Origin of the sequence: Micromonospora sp. NBRC 110037, from assembly GCF_001652995.1 — a bacterium.
In the GTDB taxonomy this organism is placed as follows: domain Bacteria; phylum Actinomycetota; class Actinomycetes; order Mycobacteriales; family Micromonosporaceae; genus Micromonospora; species Micromonospora chalcea.
This window is the reverse complement of record NZ_BBVA01000012.1, coordinates 36,801-53,094: the sequence shown is the minus strand read 5'-3', so window position 1 is coordinate 53,094 and position 16,294 is coordinate 36,801. Positions and strand designations below refer to the sequence as shown.

General features: G+C 71.0%; 19 protein-coding genes. 15 read left to right on the top strand and 4 right to left on the bottom strand.

Annotated elements, in window-relative coordinates:
* The first annotated feature begins 24 nt into the window (after positions 1–24).
* From A4R25_RS27520 to A4R25_RS27505, 4 genes are all read left to right on the top strand, one after another.
* Entirely contained in the window at positions 25–1,191 is a 1,167-nt protein-coding gene (locus A4R25_RS27520; RefSeq protein WP_064448579.1) for a YcaO-like family protein, read from the top strand.
* Complete coding sequence (locus A4R25_RS27515) at positions 1,184–2,581, top strand: TfuA-like protein (protein WP_064448578.1); 1,398 nt, start codon at positions 1,184–1,186, stop codon at positions 2,579–2,581. The genes A4R25_RS27520 and A4R25_RS27515 overlap by 8 nt, the downstream gene beginning before the upstream one ends.
* A 10-nt stretch (positions 2,582–2,591) precedes the next feature.
* Positions 2,592–4,724, top strand: coding sequence for a radical SAM protein (locus tag A4R25_RS27510; protein WP_157539175.1), 2,133 nt, complete (start codon positions 2,592–2,594; stop codon positions 4,722–4,724).
* A gap of 96 nt (positions 4,725–4,820) precedes the next feature.
* Positions 4,821–5,888 (top strand): DUF2855 family protein, encoded by a 1,068-nt coding sequence (locus A4R25_RS27505; protein WP_064448576.1) that lies wholly within the window; start codon positions 4,821–4,823, stop codon positions 5,886–5,888.
* A gap of 5 nt (positions 5,889–5,893) precedes the next feature.
* Here A4R25_RS27505 and A4R25_RS27500 read toward each other — a convergent pair whose 3' ends face one another.
* Positions 5,894–7,162, bottom strand: a complete 1,269-nt coding sequence (locus tag A4R25_RS27500; protein WP_064448575.1) for a GAF domain-containing protein — start codon at positions 7,160–7,162, stop codon at positions 5,894–5,896.
* Positions 7,163–7,315: 153 nt separating this feature from the next.
* Between A4R25_RS27500 and A4R25_RS27495 the strand changes: the two genes are divergently transcribed.
* Complete coding sequence (locus A4R25_RS27495; protein WP_064448574.1) at positions 7,316–8,701, top strand: glycoside hydrolase family 6 protein; 1,386 nt, start codon at positions 7,316–7,318, stop codon at positions 8,699–8,701.
* Positions 8,702–8,895: 194 nt separating this feature from the next.
* Positions 8,896–9,093, top strand: coding sequence for a hypothetical protein (locus tag A4R25_RS27490; RefSeq protein WP_064448573.1), 198 nt, complete (start codon positions 8,896–8,898; stop codon positions 9,091–9,093).
* A gap of 9 nt (positions 9,094–9,102) precedes the next feature.
* Here the strand turns inward: A4R25_RS27490 and A4R25_RS27485 are convergent, their stop codons facing one another.
* Both A4R25_RS27485 and A4R25_RS27480 read right to left on the bottom strand, forming a co-directional pair.
* Positions 9,103–9,756 carry an NADPH-dependent F420 reductase gene (locus A4R25_RS27485; RefSeq protein ID WP_064448572.1) on the bottom strand — a complete coding sequence of 218 codons (654 nt, stop codon included), beginning with the start codon at positions 9,754–9,756 and terminating at the stop codon, positions 9,103–9,105.
* 28 nt (positions 9,757–9,784) lie between these two features.
* Positions 9,785–10,471, bottom strand: a complete 687-nt coding sequence (locus A4R25_RS27480; protein ID WP_064448571.1) for an SDR family NAD(P)-dependent oxidoreductase — start codon at positions 10,469–10,471, stop codon at positions 9,785–9,787.
* Positions 10,472–10,582: 111 nt separating this feature from the next.
* Between A4R25_RS27480 and A4R25_RS27475 the strand changes: the two genes are divergently transcribed.
* Entirely contained in the window at positions 10,583–11,203 is a 621-nt protein-coding gene (locus tag A4R25_RS27475) for a TetR/AcrR family transcriptional regulator (RefSeq protein ID WP_064448570.1), read from the top strand.
* Between the two features lie 14 nt (positions 11,204–11,217).
* The gene (locus tag A4R25_RS27470) at positions 11,218–11,787 is read left to right on the top strand and encodes a nucleotidyltransferase family protein (RefSeq protein WP_064448569.1); all 570 of its coding nucleotides are present in this window, start codon (positions 11,218–11,220) and stop codon (positions 11,785–11,787) included.
* Positions 11,788–11,804: 17 nt separating this feature from the next.
* Here A4R25_RS27470 and A4R25_RS27465 read toward each other — a convergent pair whose 3' ends face one another.
* Complete coding sequence (locus tag A4R25_RS27465) at positions 11,805–12,296, bottom strand: DinB family protein (RefSeq protein ID WP_157539173.1); 492 nt, start codon at positions 12,294–12,296, stop codon at positions 11,805–11,807.
* 697 nt (positions 12,297–12,993) lie between these two features.
* Between A4R25_RS27465 and A4R25_RS27460 the strand changes: the two genes are divergently transcribed.
* From A4R25_RS27460 to A4R25_RS27435, 7 genes are all read left to right on the top strand, one after another.
* Positions 12,994–13,290, top strand: coding sequence for a helix-turn-helix domain-containing protein (locus A4R25_RS27460; RefSeq protein ID WP_043326983.1), 297 nt, complete (start codon positions 12,994–12,996; stop codon positions 13,288–13,290).
* A gap of 415 nt (positions 13,291–13,705) precedes the next feature.
* Positions 13,706–13,909, top strand: coding sequence for a cold-shock protein (locus A4R25_RS27455; protein ID WP_016815249.1), 204 nt, complete (start codon positions 13,706–13,708; stop codon positions 13,907–13,909).
* Between the two features lie 226 nt (positions 13,910–14,135).
* A complete protein-coding gene (locus tag A4R25_RS27450; RefSeq protein ID WP_043326979.1) occupies positions 14,136–14,417 on the top strand; it encodes a hypothetical protein in 282 nt (93 codons plus the stop codon).
* A gap of 84 nt (positions 14,418–14,501) precedes the next feature.
* Positions 14,502–14,636, top strand: coding sequence for a hypothetical protein (locus A4R25_RS32040; RefSeq protein WP_255358612.1), 135 nt, complete (start codon positions 14,502–14,504; stop codon positions 14,634–14,636).
* A complete protein-coding gene (locus tag A4R25_RS31605; RefSeq protein ID WP_197494984.1) occupies positions 14,620–14,757 on the top strand; it encodes a hypothetical protein in 138 nt (45 codons plus the stop codon). Before A4R25_RS32040 ends, A4R25_RS31605 begins: the two co-directional genes overlap by 17 nt.
* Positions 14,758–15,104: 347 nt before the next feature.
* Positions 15,105–15,296, top strand: a complete 192-nt coding sequence (locus A4R25_RS27445; RefSeq protein ID WP_043326977.1) for a hypothetical protein — start codon at positions 15,105–15,107, stop codon at positions 15,294–15,296.
* Between the two features lie 281 nt (positions 15,297–15,577).
* Positions 15,578–16,135: a DUF5994 family protein gene (locus tag A4R25_RS27435; RefSeq protein WP_051611247.1), complete on the top strand. Its 558-nt coding sequence runs from the start codon at positions 15,578–15,580 to the stop codon at positions 16,133–16,135.
* Positions 16,136–16,294 lie beyond the last annotated feature (159 nt).

Here is a 16,294-nt window from a genome sequence, read left to right as displayed (position 1 = left end):
CTCCGCACCCCGCCGGGAGCCTCGATGACTGACACGACCGAGACCATCGCGTTCCGATCCGGCACCTACCGGACGGCCACTGTGGAGCAGACCTGGGCACGGGTCGGCGGCATGCTCGACCGGTTCCGGATCACCCGGGTCGCCGACATCACCCGGCTCGACGAGATCGGCCTACCGGTGCACGTCGCCTACCGGCCGGTCGGAGCCACCATGGCGGTGAGCGTCGGCACCGGCGCCACGGCGACGCAGTCCCGGGTCAGCGCGGTGATGGAGAGCATCGAGTCCTGGCATGCCGAGAACCTCCGGCCGGGGACCGCCGTCCGGTCCCCGGCCGAGGCGCTCGACCTGCCGTACGACGTCCGGTGGCTGCACCTGGCGGAGCGGTCGCCCCTGACCCCCGCCGTCGAACTCGACTGGGTGGCCGGCCGTGGGCTGGTGACCGGAGCGCCCTGCCTGGTGCCGCGCGCCACGATCGAACTCGACTTCACCGTCCGGCGGGGCTGGGACCGCGCCCTGTTCACCCCCAGCAGCAACGGGCTGGCCACCGGCAACACCTTCGCCGAGGCCAGCCTGCACGCCCTGCTGGAGGTCGTCGAGCGCGACTGCATCGCCCCGTACTGCACCTCGCCGCTGGCCGAGCGCACCTACACCGACCCGAGCACCGCCACGAACGCGATGACCCGCACCGTGCACGAGGCGCTGGTGCGGGCCGGCTGCTGGGTGGAGGTCTGCGACATCACGAACGCGGTCGGCGTGCCCTGCTACGCCGCCTCGATCTGGTCCCCCGACCTGCCGGTCACCTTCGGCGGCTTCGGCTGCCACGTGGACCCGGAGATCGCTGTCGGCCGGGCCATGTCGGAGGCGGCACAGTCGCGGCTGGTCATGGTCTCCGGGGCCCGGGACGACATCGACGCCACCGCGTACCACGACGTCGGCGCGCCGCCGGTGCCGCCACCCACCGTCGACCGGCCGGTCCGGCCGGTCCGCCGCGACCCCCCGCCCGCCGGGGACGTGACCCAGGTGCTGCGCGAGCTCGCGTCGCGGGTGCAGCGGATAACCGGCGTCGAGCCGTTCAGCGTCGACCTGACGCACGACGACATCGGCATCCCGGTGAGCAAGGTGTTCGCCCCCGGCCTGCGGATGTTCGACGAGCGGGCCCTGAGTACCCGACCAGGAGTGCCCCGTGACTGACGTCGTCTTCATCGGTCCGAGCCTGCCGGCCGACGAGGTCGGCCGGCTGCTGCCCGACGCGGTGGTGCTGCCGCCCGTCGCGCACGGCGACCTGCTCCGCCTGGACGTCGGCCCCGGCGACCGGGTCCTCGTCGTCGACGGGTTCTTCCTGCAACACCCGCCCGTACGCCACCGGGAGATCCTCGACCTGCTCGACCGCGGGGTGACAGTGGCCGGCGCGGCCAGCATGGGTGCGCTGCGCGCCGCCGAGCTGTGGCCGTTCGGCATGCGTGGCGTGGGCGAGGTGTTCCAGCTCTACCGCGACGGTGTCGTCACCGGCGACGACGAGGTGGCGGTGGTGCACGGGCCCGCCGAGGAGGGCCACCGCACGTTGAGCGAGCCGCTCGTGAACATCCGGGTCGAGCTGCGCCGCGCCGTCGCCGCCGGGGTGCTCGGCCAGGCCGAGGCCACGCTGTTGCTGGACGTCGCCCGGGACCTGCCGTTCCGGCGGCGGTCGTACCGCGCGCTGGAGCGCACCGCGCCACCCGGGGCCGCGGCCGTGGTGGACCGGTTCCTGACCTGGCGCCGGCGCGACCCCTGGGACGCCAAGGGCACCGATGCGCGGCTGCTGCTGTCGATGGCGGCGGCAGACGCGCCGGAGCTGTGCCCGGCGCACGCCGGCGACCAGCCGATCGACAACCTCCACACCCGCTTCCTCGACAGCTGGCGGTCGCGGTTCGCCGGGAAGCCGGTCGGTGGGCACTGGGTCAGCGACCGGGACGCCGCGGCGGTGCTGATGCTGCTGCACCCCGAGGCGCCGGCCTGGCACCGGCGTGGGGTGCTGGCCGGGCTGGCCGAGGTCGACATCGCCGACCCGGCGGTCGAGGAACGCGCCCACCAGGCGGCGTGCGAGCGCGGCCTGACCGGCACGGCGCCGGGTGGGTGGGACTGGCTCACCGACCGGGAACGGGGCATCGGCGACCGCGAGGCGGTGCTGCGGGTGCTGGTGCGGGCGTTCGGCACCACGCCGTACCGCAGCCTGGCGCTGTGGATGGTCGCGGCGCCGCTGCGTACCCCCGCGTTGCTCGCCGCGGCGCGGCAGGTCGCGGCGACCGCGGCGTCGCTGAACGAGACGCTCGTCCCGCGTACGACGGGACACCGCCGCCCGGGCGGCCGGCTCCACTTCCGCACCGAGGTGGTCGACGAGTGCTTCGCGCGGTTGTGGGGCTGCGACGCCGACGGGCTGGAGTCGGCGGCGTGGGACCGGGGCTTCGACGGCCTGGCGTCGTTCCGGTACGCCGCCGAGCCGCTCGTGGCGTACGTCAAGGCGTTCGGCGCCCCGCGACTGCCGGCGGTGGCGCAGGGCGCGCAGGAGGACATTCCGGCCGGTTGCACGGCCCGGGTCGGCTGAGGAGGCGTCGATGAGCGGAACGGTGAAGGCGGCACTGGTCTACCCCCCGCTGACCGACCCCACCTCGGGGTACCACTCCCTGAACTACCTCGACTCGTACGCCCGGGCACAGGGGCACCGGCCGGCGGAGATCATCGACGCCAACATCGAGGCGTTCCACCACTCGTACACGCCGTCGGCGTACGAGTGGCTGCGACGGGAGCTGTCCCGGTCCTCGACCGACGACCTCAGCGGCCCGGACGCGCTGATGGCCCGGGCGAACCACCTCGGCCTGCCCGACCCCGATCCGGAGCGGCTGCGCCGGTCGATCGGGGTGTTGCAGGATCCGAACCTGTTCTACGACTACCGGCACTACCAGGACGCGGTCGAAGGCGTGATCTCCTGGATGGACGCGCTCGGCGCGGTCGGGTTCCCCGGCCAGTTCCGCGCCGGCTTCCGGCTGCAGCCACCGCCGATGATCTCGATCGGCTCGGTGGCCGCGCTCACCGACGAGGCGCTGCTCGGCCGGCTCAACAAGCCCTTCCAGCCGTACTACGAGGACGTGCTGATCCCGCGGCTGGCCGCCGGTGGCCACCAGGTGATCGGGATCAGCGCCACCTATCAGTGGCAGCTTCCGTTCGCGCTCTGGATCGCCCGGCTCGTCCGCCGGGCCTGCCCGGACGTCTTCCTCGTCGCGGGCGGCACGGAGATCTCCGACGTCTGGAAGTGCGCCAGCAGACCCGAGTACGTCTTCCAGGTGCTCGCCGACTTCGACGCGATCGTGGTGGGGGAGGGGGAGAGCGCGTACACGGAGATCCTGGACGCGGTGGCGACCGGCACCCTGCCGGCCGGGCACCCCAACGTCCGCCTGCACCCCAAGTACGGCCGCCAGCGCCAGCTGCCCCTGCGCTACGAGCGTCTGGCGCAGGTGCCGGTCCCGGACTTCTCCGGTCTGCCCTGGGACCTCTACCTCAGCCCGGAACGGTTCGTCTACTACTCGCCGACCCGCGGCTGCTACTGGAACAAGTGCACGTTCTGCGACTACGGCCTGAACACCGACGGCCCGACGAGCCCGTGGCGGCAGGACACGGTCGGCAAGATGATCACGGACGTCACCGAGCTGTCGAAGTTCGCCAAGTTCATCTACTTCTCCGTGGACGTGCTCGCTCCCGCGACCATCCTGCGCTTCGCCGAGCAGGTCGTGGAGCGCGGGCTCGACTTCCGCTGGGGCGCCGAGATCCGGCTGGAGAAGTACTGGTCGGACGAGCGCTGCGAGCTGCTGCGGCGCAGCGGATGCGTGGCCGTGTCGGTCGGTTTCGAGTCCGGCAACCAGCGCATCCTCGACCTGATCGACAAGGGCACCAGACCGGAGCAGGTACGGCGCACCATGACCGCGATGACGAAGGCCAACATCGGCGTGCAGATGATGGGCTTCACGGGCTTTCCCACCGAGACCCGCGACGAGGCGCTGGACAGCATCGCGTTCCTGCGCGACAACCCCGACCTGTGGACCCTCGGCGGGCTCGGCGACTTCATGCTGACCCCGGGCGCCATCGTCGCCAAGGAGCCGGAGCGGTTCGGCATCACGAACGTGCGGCCGGTGGAGGGTTCGGACATCGTCCGGATGCTCCGGTACGACGAGCCGGTGACCGAGGCGGCGCAGGCCGAGGTCGCCCGGGCCAAGGCCGACCTCAACCCGGGACACTTCCACCGTCCCTGGCTGGGCAGCACCGACACCCCGCACACGTTCTTCTACCACGACCGGTACGGCACCGCGGTACGTGGTGTGCTCGCCCACGACCGGGTGCGGCACGACACCGACGACCGGACCGAGTTCCTCGCCAACGGCGCGTTCGTGGACCGCGACGACGAGCAGGTCTGGGACGCGTACCGGCGGATCCGGTCCGACGAGCAGGAGGGCGTCCCCGGTGACCTGCCGGCGAACCGGCACCTGTTCCGCCGCACCGACGGCCAGGTGTTCGCGCTCAACCGCAGCAGCCGTCTGTTCCTGGACCTGTTCAGCACGCCGCTCACGCTCGCCGAGGCGCAGCGTCGGCTCTGGATCGTCGAACCGGCGGTCGCCGACCGGGTCTGGCGCACGTTCATCGGGCAGCGGTTGATCCGCCGGCACCAGCTCCCGGCCCCGGCCCGGCCGACGCGGTGACCCCCGAGCGTCGGTCGGGCCGGCGCACCCCGCCGAGTGGGATTTTGCACTCCCAGTGCACTTGTTTCCGGTTTCGCTGCTGCCTAGCGTCAGGTCATGGCTGACTCGTGGACGTTCGCTGTGGCCCGTGACGACCTCGCCCGCACCACGCTCGCCGACGGCGCGGCGCCCGCCCTCGCCGACGGGGAGGCGCTGCTGCGCGTGGACCGGGTCGGCCTGACCGCCAACAACGTGACGTACGCGGTGCTCGGCGAGGCGATGCGCTACTGGGAGTTCTTCCCGCCCGAGCCGCGCGGGCTCGACCAGCGGTGGGGACTGCCGCCGCTGTGGGGCTTCGCCGAGGTGGTTGCATCCACAGTGTCAGGAGTCGAGCCGGGCGTGCGGATCTACGGCTACCTGCCGCCCGCCGGCCACCTGGTGGTACGCCCGGAGCGGGTGGACGGGACCGGCTTCCGGGACGCCAGCCCGCACCGGGCCGGGCTGCCCTCGCCGTACAACTCCTACCGGTCGACCACCGGCGACCCCGCGTACCGGGCGGAGCAGGAGGACCTGCTGATCCTGTTCCGGCCGCTGTTCTTCACCTCGTTCATGCTCGCCGACCAGGTCGTCGACAACGACTGGTACGGCGCGGAATCGCTGGTGCTGTCGTCGGCGTCGAGCAAGACGGCGTACGCCGCCGCGTTCGAGCTGCACGGCCGCGGCCATCGCCTGATCGGGCTCACCTCACCCGGCAACCTCGCCTTCACCAGGTCGCTCGGCTGCTACGACGATGTCCTCGCGTACGACGACATCGCGGCGCTCGACGTCGTGCCGACGGTCTACCTCGACCTGTCCGGCGCGCCCGCGCACCGGGCCGCCCTGCGGGCCCACCTCGGCGACCGGCTCGTCCGGGACATCGCCGTCGGCCTGACCCGGCAGACGCCGAACGCCGACGCCGCCGAGGAGGTCTTCTTCGCGCCGGTGCAGATGCGCAAGCGCAGCCGGGACTGGGGCCGCGACGGCCTCGACGCCCGGTTCGCCGACGCCTGGCAGCGGTTCTCGCAGGTGGTGAGCGGATGGCTCGACGTGCGGGCCGGCGCCGGTCGGGAGGCGCTGCGGGACGCCTGGCTCGACGTCCTCGCCGGCCGTACGCCGCCCCGGGTGGGCCACGTCGTGCAGCTCTGAGAGCGTCAGCGGTCGAGGTAGGCGGACAGGCCGCCGAGCTCCTCGTTGGCGATGAAGACCGAACGGACGTTGATGACGGCTTCCTCGACGTGCACCGGGCAGCCCCACGCCGAGTCGCCCCACGAGTCGGCGACCTTGATCTCGGCGGGCGCGGCGCAGCCGTCGCTGCCGCCGAGCTGACACCGCTCGGGGCGGGGAGTGGCGGCCTGCGCGGCGGCGGCGGCGCGCAGCCGGGCGGTGAGTTCCGCCGCCGCGGCGGCGCGCTGTTCCGCCTCGGCCCGTAGCTCCCGCTCCGCCCGCACCACCCGGGCCAACTCGTCGTGGGCGGCTCGCGCACGGGCGTCCGCTTCGGACTTCGCCTGTTCGATGTGGTGACGTTCGATGGCCAGGGCGGCGGTGCCGGTGAAGACCCGGGCGAGGGCCAGATCGGTGTCCCGCGGGACGCGCGGGGTGCGGTGGTACATGGCGAACGTGCCGAGCAGGCTGCCGTCGCGGGCCAGGATCGGCGTGGACCAGCAGGCGGCGAGTCCGGCCCGCTCGGCCAGATCGCGGAAGTCGGCCCAGAACGGGTCGGTGGCGATGTCGGTGACGACGACCGGCTCCCGCCGGTGCGCGGCGGTGCCGCACGATCCGACGCCCTCACCGGTGGCGATCCCGTCGATGGCCTCGTTGTAGAAGTCGGGCAGGCTGGGCGCGGCGCCGTGGCGCAGGTGCCGGCCGTCGGCGTCGGCGAGCAGGACGGAGACGAGCACCTCCTGCGGCGCGAGGTTCTCGATGCAGCGGGCCATCCCGTCGAGCACCTCGGTCAGGGGCGCCTGCCGGGCGATCTGCTCCAGCATGGCGCGGTGCTCGGCCATCAGCCTTTGCGCGTGCTTGACCTGCGTGGTCTCCACCCCGATCACGCGGATCCCGGTCACCGTGCCGGCGGGGTCGCGGCGCGCCTCGTAGGTGAAGTCGAAGAACGCCTCCCGCGCGTGCGAGCCGGTGCCCAGCATGATCCGGGCGTCGTGACCGGTGTAGGACTCGCCCGTCCGGTAGACCTCGTCCAGCAGGGCGATGAAGCCCTGGCCGTCCAGTTCCGGCATCAACTCGGCGAGCGGAACTCCGGTACGTGCGCGTTCCTCACCGATGGCGGCGAAGAATGCCGGGTTCGCCGCCTCCACCACGTGCGTCGGCCCGGCGAGCGCCGCGAAGACGGCGATGGACTTGCCGAACAGCGTCCGCAGATCCTCGTCCGCCGGCCTGGGCAGGTCCTGGCCTGATAGCGCCGTCATGCCTGGTCTTCCTCCCGCCGCTTCGTCGACCGTCGCAAGATTACGGGTCAGTGACCGACGTTCACATCTTGGCATCGACGTCCGCCTCCGTTACCGTCGTGGGAACGCTCCCACGAACTTAGATACGTCGATGTGATCAGGAGGAAACACGTCGTGGCTATCCTCTCCGCCCGCCGCAGGTCAGCGGCCATCAGCGTGGCGGCCGTAGCGGGTCTCGCCGCCGCCGGCGTCGGCCTCGCCGTCGGCGGCGCGTCCGCCGGCACCGTGTCCGGATCGCTCTACCGCGACCCGTCCTCGGCAGTCGTCCGCTGGGTCGCCGCCAACCCGGGCGACTCCCGCGCCGCCGTCATCCGCGACAAGATCGCCAGCCAGCCGCAGGCCCGCTGGTACGCCAACTTCAACCCGTCGACCATCCAGTCCGAGGTCTCCAGCTTCATCGGCGCCGCCAACTCGGCGCAGCAGATCCCGGTGCTGTCGGTGTACGAGATCACCAACCGCGACTGCGGCGGCGCCAGCGCCGGTGGAGCGCCGGACCTCAACCAGTACCAGACCTGGGTGTCCAACTTCGCCCGCGGGCTCGGCAACCAGACGGTCCTGATCATCCTGGAGACCGACTCGCTGGCCCTGCAGACCTGCCTGAGCACCAGCGAGCTGAACGCCCGCAACCAGGCGCTCACCACGGCGACCCAGACCATCAAGTCGGCCAACCCCAACGCCAAGGTGTACCTCGACGGCGGCCACTCCACCTGGAACAGCGCGAACGACACGGCCAACCGGCTCCGCGCGGCCGGCGTGCAGTACGCCGACGGCTTCTTCACCAACGTGTCGAACTTCAACCCCACGTCCAGCGAGGCGAACTTCGGCCGGGCCGTCATCTCCGCCCTCAACGGCATGGGCATCTCCGGCAAGCGGCAGGTCATCGACACCAGCCGCAACGGCGGAGCGGCCGGGGACTGGTGCGCCGACGACAACACCGACCGGCGCATCGGGCAGTACCCCACGACGAACACCGGCGACGCCAACATCGATGCGTACCTCTGGGTGAAGCCGCCGGGTGAGGCGGACGGCTGCCGCTACACGGCCGGTTCGTTCCAGCCGGACCTGGCCTTCAGCCTGGCCAACGGCGCGCCCAACCCGCCCACCACCGCGCCGCCGACGACCAACCCGCCGACCACTGCTCCGCCCACCACCGCGCCGCCGACGACCGCGCCGCCGACCACGGCGCCCCCGACCACGCCGCCGCCGGGCGGTAACGGCTGCTCCGCGTCGGTCGCGATCAACCAGTGGAACGGCGGCTTCACCGCGAGCGTGAACGTCACCGCCGGCTCGGCGAGCATCAACGGCTGGACCGTGACCGTCGCGCTGCCCGGCGGCGCGGCGATCACCGGCACCTGGAACGCCCAGGCCAGCGGCACCAGCGGCACCGTCCGGTTCACGAACGTCGGCTACAACGGCCAGGTCGGCGCCGGGCAGACGACCAACTTCGGCTTCCAGGGCACCGGCACCGGTCAGGGCGCGACGGCCACCTGCGCCGCCTGACCCGCACGACACCTGCGGGCCCGGCACGGAGGAACACTCCTCCGCGCCGGGCCCGTCCCCGTGCTCCTGGTCGACGTGGCTCGCCCAGGCGGCCGACGGGGGTTAGGCTGTCGATGCGGGATGTCGACGGCTGATCGCCGACCCCCTGCCCTTCCCACGGTTTCCCAGCCGCGACGACTGAGTCGAGTGCTGCCGTGCAGATTCCCTTGGAGCACGACGTGCCCGACAAGACGTTCGCCCTGAATCCCTTCAGCATCGAGGGGGGCAAGGCCACCGACGAGGAGCGCAGTCCGGCCGCGGACATCAGCGCCGCCTCCATGACCCGCCTGCGCAGCCCGTTCGCCGCGGAGGAGCCCGCCCGCGAGCGGGGCCTGGAGTCCACCGCGCGCTGACGACGAGAGTCACGCCGGCGCGTGGCGCCGCGCTCTCCTCAGGTTGAGGGCCAGCTCCTCACGGTTCTGGTGCGCGTGCCGGATCCACGCGGGCTGACCCGGGCCGGTGCGCCACGACTCGCTCAGCGGGCTGTTGTCCACGGTGTCGAAGCCGAACTGGTCGTACAGCCGCGTCACCAGAGCAACCGCCTCCGGGAAGTTGCTGGAGACGGAGAGCGCCAGCCGGTCAGGGGCGCCGGCAGGCCGGGCGGAGGTGAGCAGGCGGGGCGCCTGGATGTGGGTGAACGCCTTGGCGACCTTCGACGTGGGGAGCTGCTCCTGACGCAGTTCGTGGACCGTCTTCTCACCCGAGTCGAGGACCGGGATGTGCCCGTCACGCCAGACCATGTAGTTGTTCGTGTCCAGGACGATCTTGCCCGCGAGTTCCTCGGCCGGCATGTCGTTGACGACCTTCAGAGGTACGGCGACGACGGCGAAGTCGCCCGCCGCCGCGGCCTCCCTGGCGTACGCTGCCCGCGCCGACGGACCCAGCTCGGCGACGAGGCCCGCCAACGTCTCGGGCCCGCGCGAGTTGGCGATGACGACCGAGGACCCGGCCGCGATCGCCGCCCGTGCGATCTGGCTGCCGACCTCGCCCGCGCCGATGATGCCGATGGTTGTCATGGGTTCCCCTCCCGGCTGTCGGCTGCGGCTACCAGTTCAGGTGCCCGAACTCGTCCTGGAGCGTCCCGGTCGGGCCGTCCGTGGGCAGCGTCGCCAGACGTACGACGATCCGGGCGCTCTCGGCCGGTGACCTGCCACCGCCGAGCGCGGCGGTCATGTCGGTGGCGGTGAAGCCCGGCTCGACCGCGTTGAACTTGATGCCCGGCTGGGACCGGGCGTACTTGAGGGTGATCATGGTGGCGGCCGCCTTGGACGCCGAGTAGAGCGGGAACCCGAGATCGAACTCCGGCCGGTCCGGGTTGTTCGTCGCCCAGAAGGAGCCCGCGCTGCTCGACACCGTGACCACCGTGGGATTGGCGGATCTGCGCAGCAGGGGCAGTGCCGCCTCGGTGACCCGGATGATCCCGACCACGTTGGTGTCGAACACGCGCAGCGCGGTGGGTCCGTCGACGGGGCCTTCCTCGGCGACGCCCGCGTTGTTGACCAGGACGTCGAGCCGGCCGTGGGCCGCGTCGATGGTCGACAGGGCCTCGGTCACCGAGGCGTCGTCGGTCACGTCCAGGTGCAGGAACCGCGCGCCGAGCGTCGCTGCCGCCTCCTCGCCCTTGCGCTTGTCGCGCGCCCCGACGTAGACGGTGTGCCCCAGGTCCAGAAGCTGCCCGGCGGTCGCGAAACCGATGCCCTTGTTCGCGCCGGTGATCAACGTGACGGTCATGCGTCTCCCTCGGTCTTTTGTACTGATCGGTTGTGACGTCACCGTAGCAAGGTTCCGTACCGATCGGTTGGTGCGCTGCGTCACTTCTGTACCGAGCGGTAGAGTAGGTGCATGGGCACTTCGACACCGGGACGGCCGCGAGCCTTCGACGAGCAGACGGTCCTCGACCGGGCCGCCGAGGTCTTCTGGCGGCACGGTTACGAAGGCGCGTCGCTCAGCTCCCTCACCAGCGCCATGGGCATCAACCGGCCGAGCCTGTACGCCACCTTCGGCAGCAAGGAGGAGCTGTTCCGGCGTGCCTTCGCCCGCTACCACGAGACCAACCTGGCCAACGCCCGCGCCGCACTAGAGCAACCCACCGCGTACGCCGCCGTGGAGAGCTTCCTGCGCGCCAGCGCCGACGCGCTCACCGCCGACGACCACCCCGCCGGCTGCCTCTCCATCCAAGGAGGGCTCTCCTGCTCCCCGGAGAACACCCGCATCTCCGAGATGCTGGCCGCCGGCCGGGCCGCCACCGAGACAGCTCTGGAGGAACGGCTGTCCCGCGCGGCGAAGGAAGGCGACCTCCCGGAAGGCGTCGACAGCCGGGCACTCGCCCGGTTCGTGATGGCGCTCAGCGAGGGCCACGCCGTGCACGCCGCAGCCGGCGCGAGCCGCGAAGACCTCCAGGCCTCGGTCGACGTCGCGCTGCGGGTGCTCAACCTGGCACCCGGCCCGGCGACTCCCACCTGATCTCAGGAGAACCGATGCGGGAGGACGAACTGCGGGACCTGGTGCGGCGCAGCCCCTGGCTGATCCGGGCGCTGGGCGTCGTTCGGGACTGCGGCCTCCCGGACGCCTGGATCGGCGCGGGCGTCATCCGCGACCTCGTCTGGGGCGAGCGGTACGGCCACGGGTTCGACCTCTCGTCCGTGCGCGACGTCGACGTGGTCTTCCTCGACCCGGCGGACCTGAGCCGTGACAACGACGACCGGGCCACCCGGCGACTGGTGGCGGGATGGTCGGATCCGCCGTGGGAGGCGAAGAACCAGGCCGCCGTGCACACCTGGTATCCCGCCAAGTTCGGCGGTGGCCCGGTGACACCGCTGCGCACCGTCGCCGACGCGGTCGCCACCTGGCCCGAGTACGCCACCGCCGTGGCCGTACGCCTCGACACGTACGACGAGATCGCGGTGTGTGCGCCGCACGGCCTCGACGACCTGCTCGACGGCGTGTGGCGACGCAACCGGGCCCGGGTCAGCCCGGAGATCTCCCGGCAGCGACTGGCCCGTCACCGCCCCGCCGAACGCTGGCCCGGCGTCCGCGTCGTGACCTGAGCCGGTGCTCGCCCGGCTCAGCGCGGGCCCAGCCCGGTCCGCCCGTCGACGAGTTCGCGCACGACATCCAGGTGGCCGGCATGTCGGGCGGTCTCCTCGATGACGTGCAGAACAATCCGGCGCAGGTCAGTGGTCTGCGAAGCCAGCGGCTCCTCCGGGTGCCGGCCGACAGGTTCCGCCGTCAACGGCGCCGCGGCGATGATCGCGTCCGAGATCCGGCACTGGTCGCGATAGAAGTCGAAGACCTGGTCCGGCGATCGAGACGTGCGCAGCGGTGTGTTCTCGTCCGGCCAGGGCAGTGGCTCCACCGAACCGCGAAAGACCTCCTGGAACCAGTGGCGCTCCGCGTGACCGAGGTGCTCCACCAGGCCGAGCGGCGACCAGCCGGAGGGCAGGACGGACGTCCGCAGCGCGGTCGGGTCCAGATCAGCCAGGATGGCTCGGACGCTGGCGCGCTGGTATTCGAGGAATTCGCACAGCGCGGCCTTCTCTGCATCGATCTTCGTCACGCCGGCAGGCTAGCGACCGACGCCGACACTTCCGGGGGTTGTGATCTCCGATGAGGTGCGCGGTGGGCTCAGCCGCCGGCGCGGCCCGCACGTGCCTGCTGGGACACACCGCTGACCCTGACGGCGGTCGACCAGAAAATCTGGGTCGGAACGACTAGACATCCTCTGCAGCGTGGAATAATCTTCTTCGAGTCGAGAGAGAAGATCCGTCAAGACGCAGACGGGGCCGCCCGGCCGTGAGGTCACGACGGACGGTGAGAAGCGGAATTCGTTCCGCCTGGAACGGCAGTAGGAGCACGTCAGCCTCAACGTGTGACGCACGATGGGGCACGCAGGTGGGGCCAAGGCTTGCTCAGGGCTCCAGCTGATGTTCGCCGCACGTGTCGGGGCCATGAAGTCGCGTGGGCTCCGGCGCCGGCGGACCGTACGACCGCAAGGGTGAGAAGTAGCAGAGGAAAGGGAGGGCCGTACACCGTTGGATCGCCCGCCAGCAGCCGTCATTCCAGGCTCGGCGGACACCGCAGTTTCCATCGAACGAGAGGTGGTCTCCGGTCACGCATATGCGATCCTCGCACCCGAAGCCTTCGATGGCTGGTGCGGATACGACAAGCCGACTTTCCTGTCGGTAGATGGTGTTCTGACCCGTTAACCCTGGGCCCCGGCGCTTATGCGCCGGGGCCCTCGATGTGGAGGTGACATGGGGCGAAACCCCGATGACATGTTCGGCGACGAGAACACTCCGGCCTACACCATCGGTCAGGCCGCAGAGATGCTCGGCACCACGCAGGACTTCCTGCGCCGCCTGGACGAGGCGAAACTGATCAACCCGCACCGCTCTGCCGGCGGGCACCGCCGCTACTCCCGCTACCAGTTGCGCCTGGCCGCCCGGGCCCGCGAGATGGTGGATCAGGGCACCGCACTGGAAGCCGCCTGTCGGATCATCATCCTGGAAGACCAGCTCGAGGAAGCCCTGCGGCAGAACGAGAAGCAGTAGCGTGGGCCACGGCGGCAGACTGGCCGGCCCGCTCCCGGCTCGGTCCTGGTAGCACGTACTCCTGCTTGCGCGCCTCTTCGTATCCCGGCCATCGGCCGGGATGTTGCTGTTCGTAACCGGCGGTCGAGGCGGCTGTCGGCCGCCGGTGGCCGAGCACGGCGTGGATCCGGGCGCGCCTCCGCAGGGAAGCAAGCTCCGTGGGGATCTACTCGTCGCCATCGGCTCAACGACGGATCATGTGCTACGGTGGCCGGGTTGCAGTTTTGATTTCCGTAGACGTTTTCCGGCGCCTGATGGGGCATCTGAAACCCATCCAGGCGCTTTTCGTTTTTCGTGTCGGTTCGACGCGGGTCATCAACGCGGCGGCGTAAGGGTCCGCACCGTGCGGTCTCTAACAGCCTGCGAAGGAGCAGACATGGCTACAGGCACCGTGAAGTGGTTCAACGCCGACAAGGGCTTCGGCTTCATCAGCCCGGACGGCGGCGGCGCCGATGTCTTCGCCCACTTCTCCGCGATCTCGGCGAGCGGCTTCCGCAGCCTCGACGAGAATCAGAAGGTGGAGTTCGACATCACCCAGGGCCAGAAGGGCCCGCAGGCGGAAAACATCCGCCCGCTCTGATCCACACCCGCCGAACGGCGGCCCGACTGATTCAGCGGGCCGCCGTTCGGCGTCTCATGCGCTCACCACGGCCAAGCATCGACCCTTGTCCCTCACGAGCCGGATACCGCACTGCCGCCGCCCTGACGGTCGAGGCACGTACGGTCGCGGTCCAGTTGGAGCACGCCATGGTCGGACTCGACGCCTTCCTCTGTGCACGGCGCTACATTCTGAAGGGTTGATGACAATGACGACGACCTACTCCGGCCCTGCGAGGCTGATCCTGGTCGACGGCGCCTGCATCTCCGGCATGGCTTCCCTCAGTACCAACCAGCGCGGAGGACTCAACGGCTGGGGCGGCACGTTCCGTCCGGACGAGATCACGACAGACCTTCGCAACGCAGACCAGGGGCTGCAATTGGAGCTGCCCTATGATCGGGTAGGGACAGTCGCCGTCACCCGCATACGCAAGCTACTCGCCACGCAGGTATTGATGTCGCTGGCAGGCCGCGGACCCGCACCATTCTGATGGTACGCCGTACGGCCGCCGCTACATCGCGGCTCGACGCGTGCGCGCACCTGGCTCTGTCGGCTCCGCCTCAAAATGACCCCCGTGCGCCAGATGACGGCCGAGATCACCTCGGGGCAGGAGCCGGCCGCCAGGCCGGCGGATGCGGTCACGGACGAGCAGTTGATCGCGATGCTGGCCGATCGGGCTCGCGGTGACGGATTTGAAGCTGACCGATGAGGGTGGACTGCTGCAGCAGATGACGAAGCGGGTCCTCGAATCGGCACTGGGCGGCGAGATCACCGACCACGTCGGCTACGACAAGCACGCGGGGCGGACCCGACCCGGCTGGCGATCGTGAGTCGCGATGTCCCGCAGCCGTGCTGGCCTCGACCGTCCCACCGGCCAGGGCTGCCCTGACGAGAGCTCAACCTGCTCGCCGACCCGCGCCCCCGGGCTCGTCCGCGCCCAGGCCGGCACCCCGGGTGCCGCACCCGGTGACCGGGGGTGTGGAAGCACGCCGCGAGGCGTACGGTGAAGATGTCACCCGAGTCCCCGGTGGCCGCCAAGCCGTCGCCACCACTCTGCCCGGTCGGTCCCGACCGTCACTCTCATCGTGGCAAGCCTGTGGTGCGATCCAGACAGTGCTTTCGCACGGCCGCCCGTGAGTGCGATCCTCTCGGACGGCTCCGCAGGGGAGAGCGTCCTATGACCATCGCCAGACAGCGGATCGTCAGTCTTCTCCGCCGACGCGGCCAGCGGATCAGGGCCGACTGGGTCGAGCGGGAACTGCCGGAGCAGATAGACCCGGAGAAGCACGCCGGGCTGCTCGCCATCCTGCGCCTCGACCCGGCCGATCTCGTCGACCCGCCTCGTACTCCGCTCGGACCGTCCGCCTGACCGCCGAGAGCGATCTGACCAACCGGCCGGCCCGTCGACGCCCCCTGCTCCCTTCCCCAGGAGCCCACCACCATCGAAAGAGGTCCGCGCATGGTCAGGTTCGGTCCCGTCCCCACCGGTGTGCAGTCCGGCCCCGAGATCAACGATCGGCCACGGCCTACGCCGGACGGCCGTGCCGGGAGCCCGGTGACCCTCGTGCACCGCGTCACCCCCTGCACCACCACCCGTTCGGACCTTCCCGGCGCCCGCCCGGACGCCGGCGTACCGGAGAGGCGGATCTGATGGTCCGCTCTGCCAAGGACCGCATGACGTGGGTCTGCACCGGTGAGCCGCCGGTGGCACGCCTGCGGCTGGCCGACTCGCCGTCCAGCCGGTCGATGCTCGACGGCGGCTGGTGGCCGACGTCACGAGAACCGGTTGTCGAGTTGTGCAGCCTCGTCACAGCGCTCACCGCCCGGCGTGGCGGCGTGATCGAACGGATCATGCTTCAGCCCGATGCCTGGGACCGGCACCCCGGCCGGATCGGCGTCGGTGGTGCCGTGGTGAGGGTGGGTTGGTTCACCAGTCTCGCGGCCGAGCTGGTGATTCTTACAGGCCCACGGGATCTGCGAGTCGACCTGGCCGTGGTCGCACCTGGGGCCACCCATGCCGTGGCGACGGCGACCATGCTCGCGGCTTCGCGTCCCGCCGACAGCACGCGCGCCACTGGTGAGACGTCCATACCGTCCCACCCCCGCCAGGGACGGTCGGCGCGAGCCGACGACGACGTCGCCGGCTGGGAGACCGAAGGCGGCCACGTTCAGCGCGATCGCCCACCCACCGCGCCGGCCCGGACCTGAACGCTCCGACTCTGCCGAAGCCACCACTGACCGAATCCCGCCCGGGCCCTTGCAGGTGACCATCAGATGCAGGCAGACGGGGGCGTCGATGGTGTTCGTGCCCACTGTGACGGCGCCGGTCCGGCCGGCGCGCGGCACCGATCCGGTACACGCCGGGAG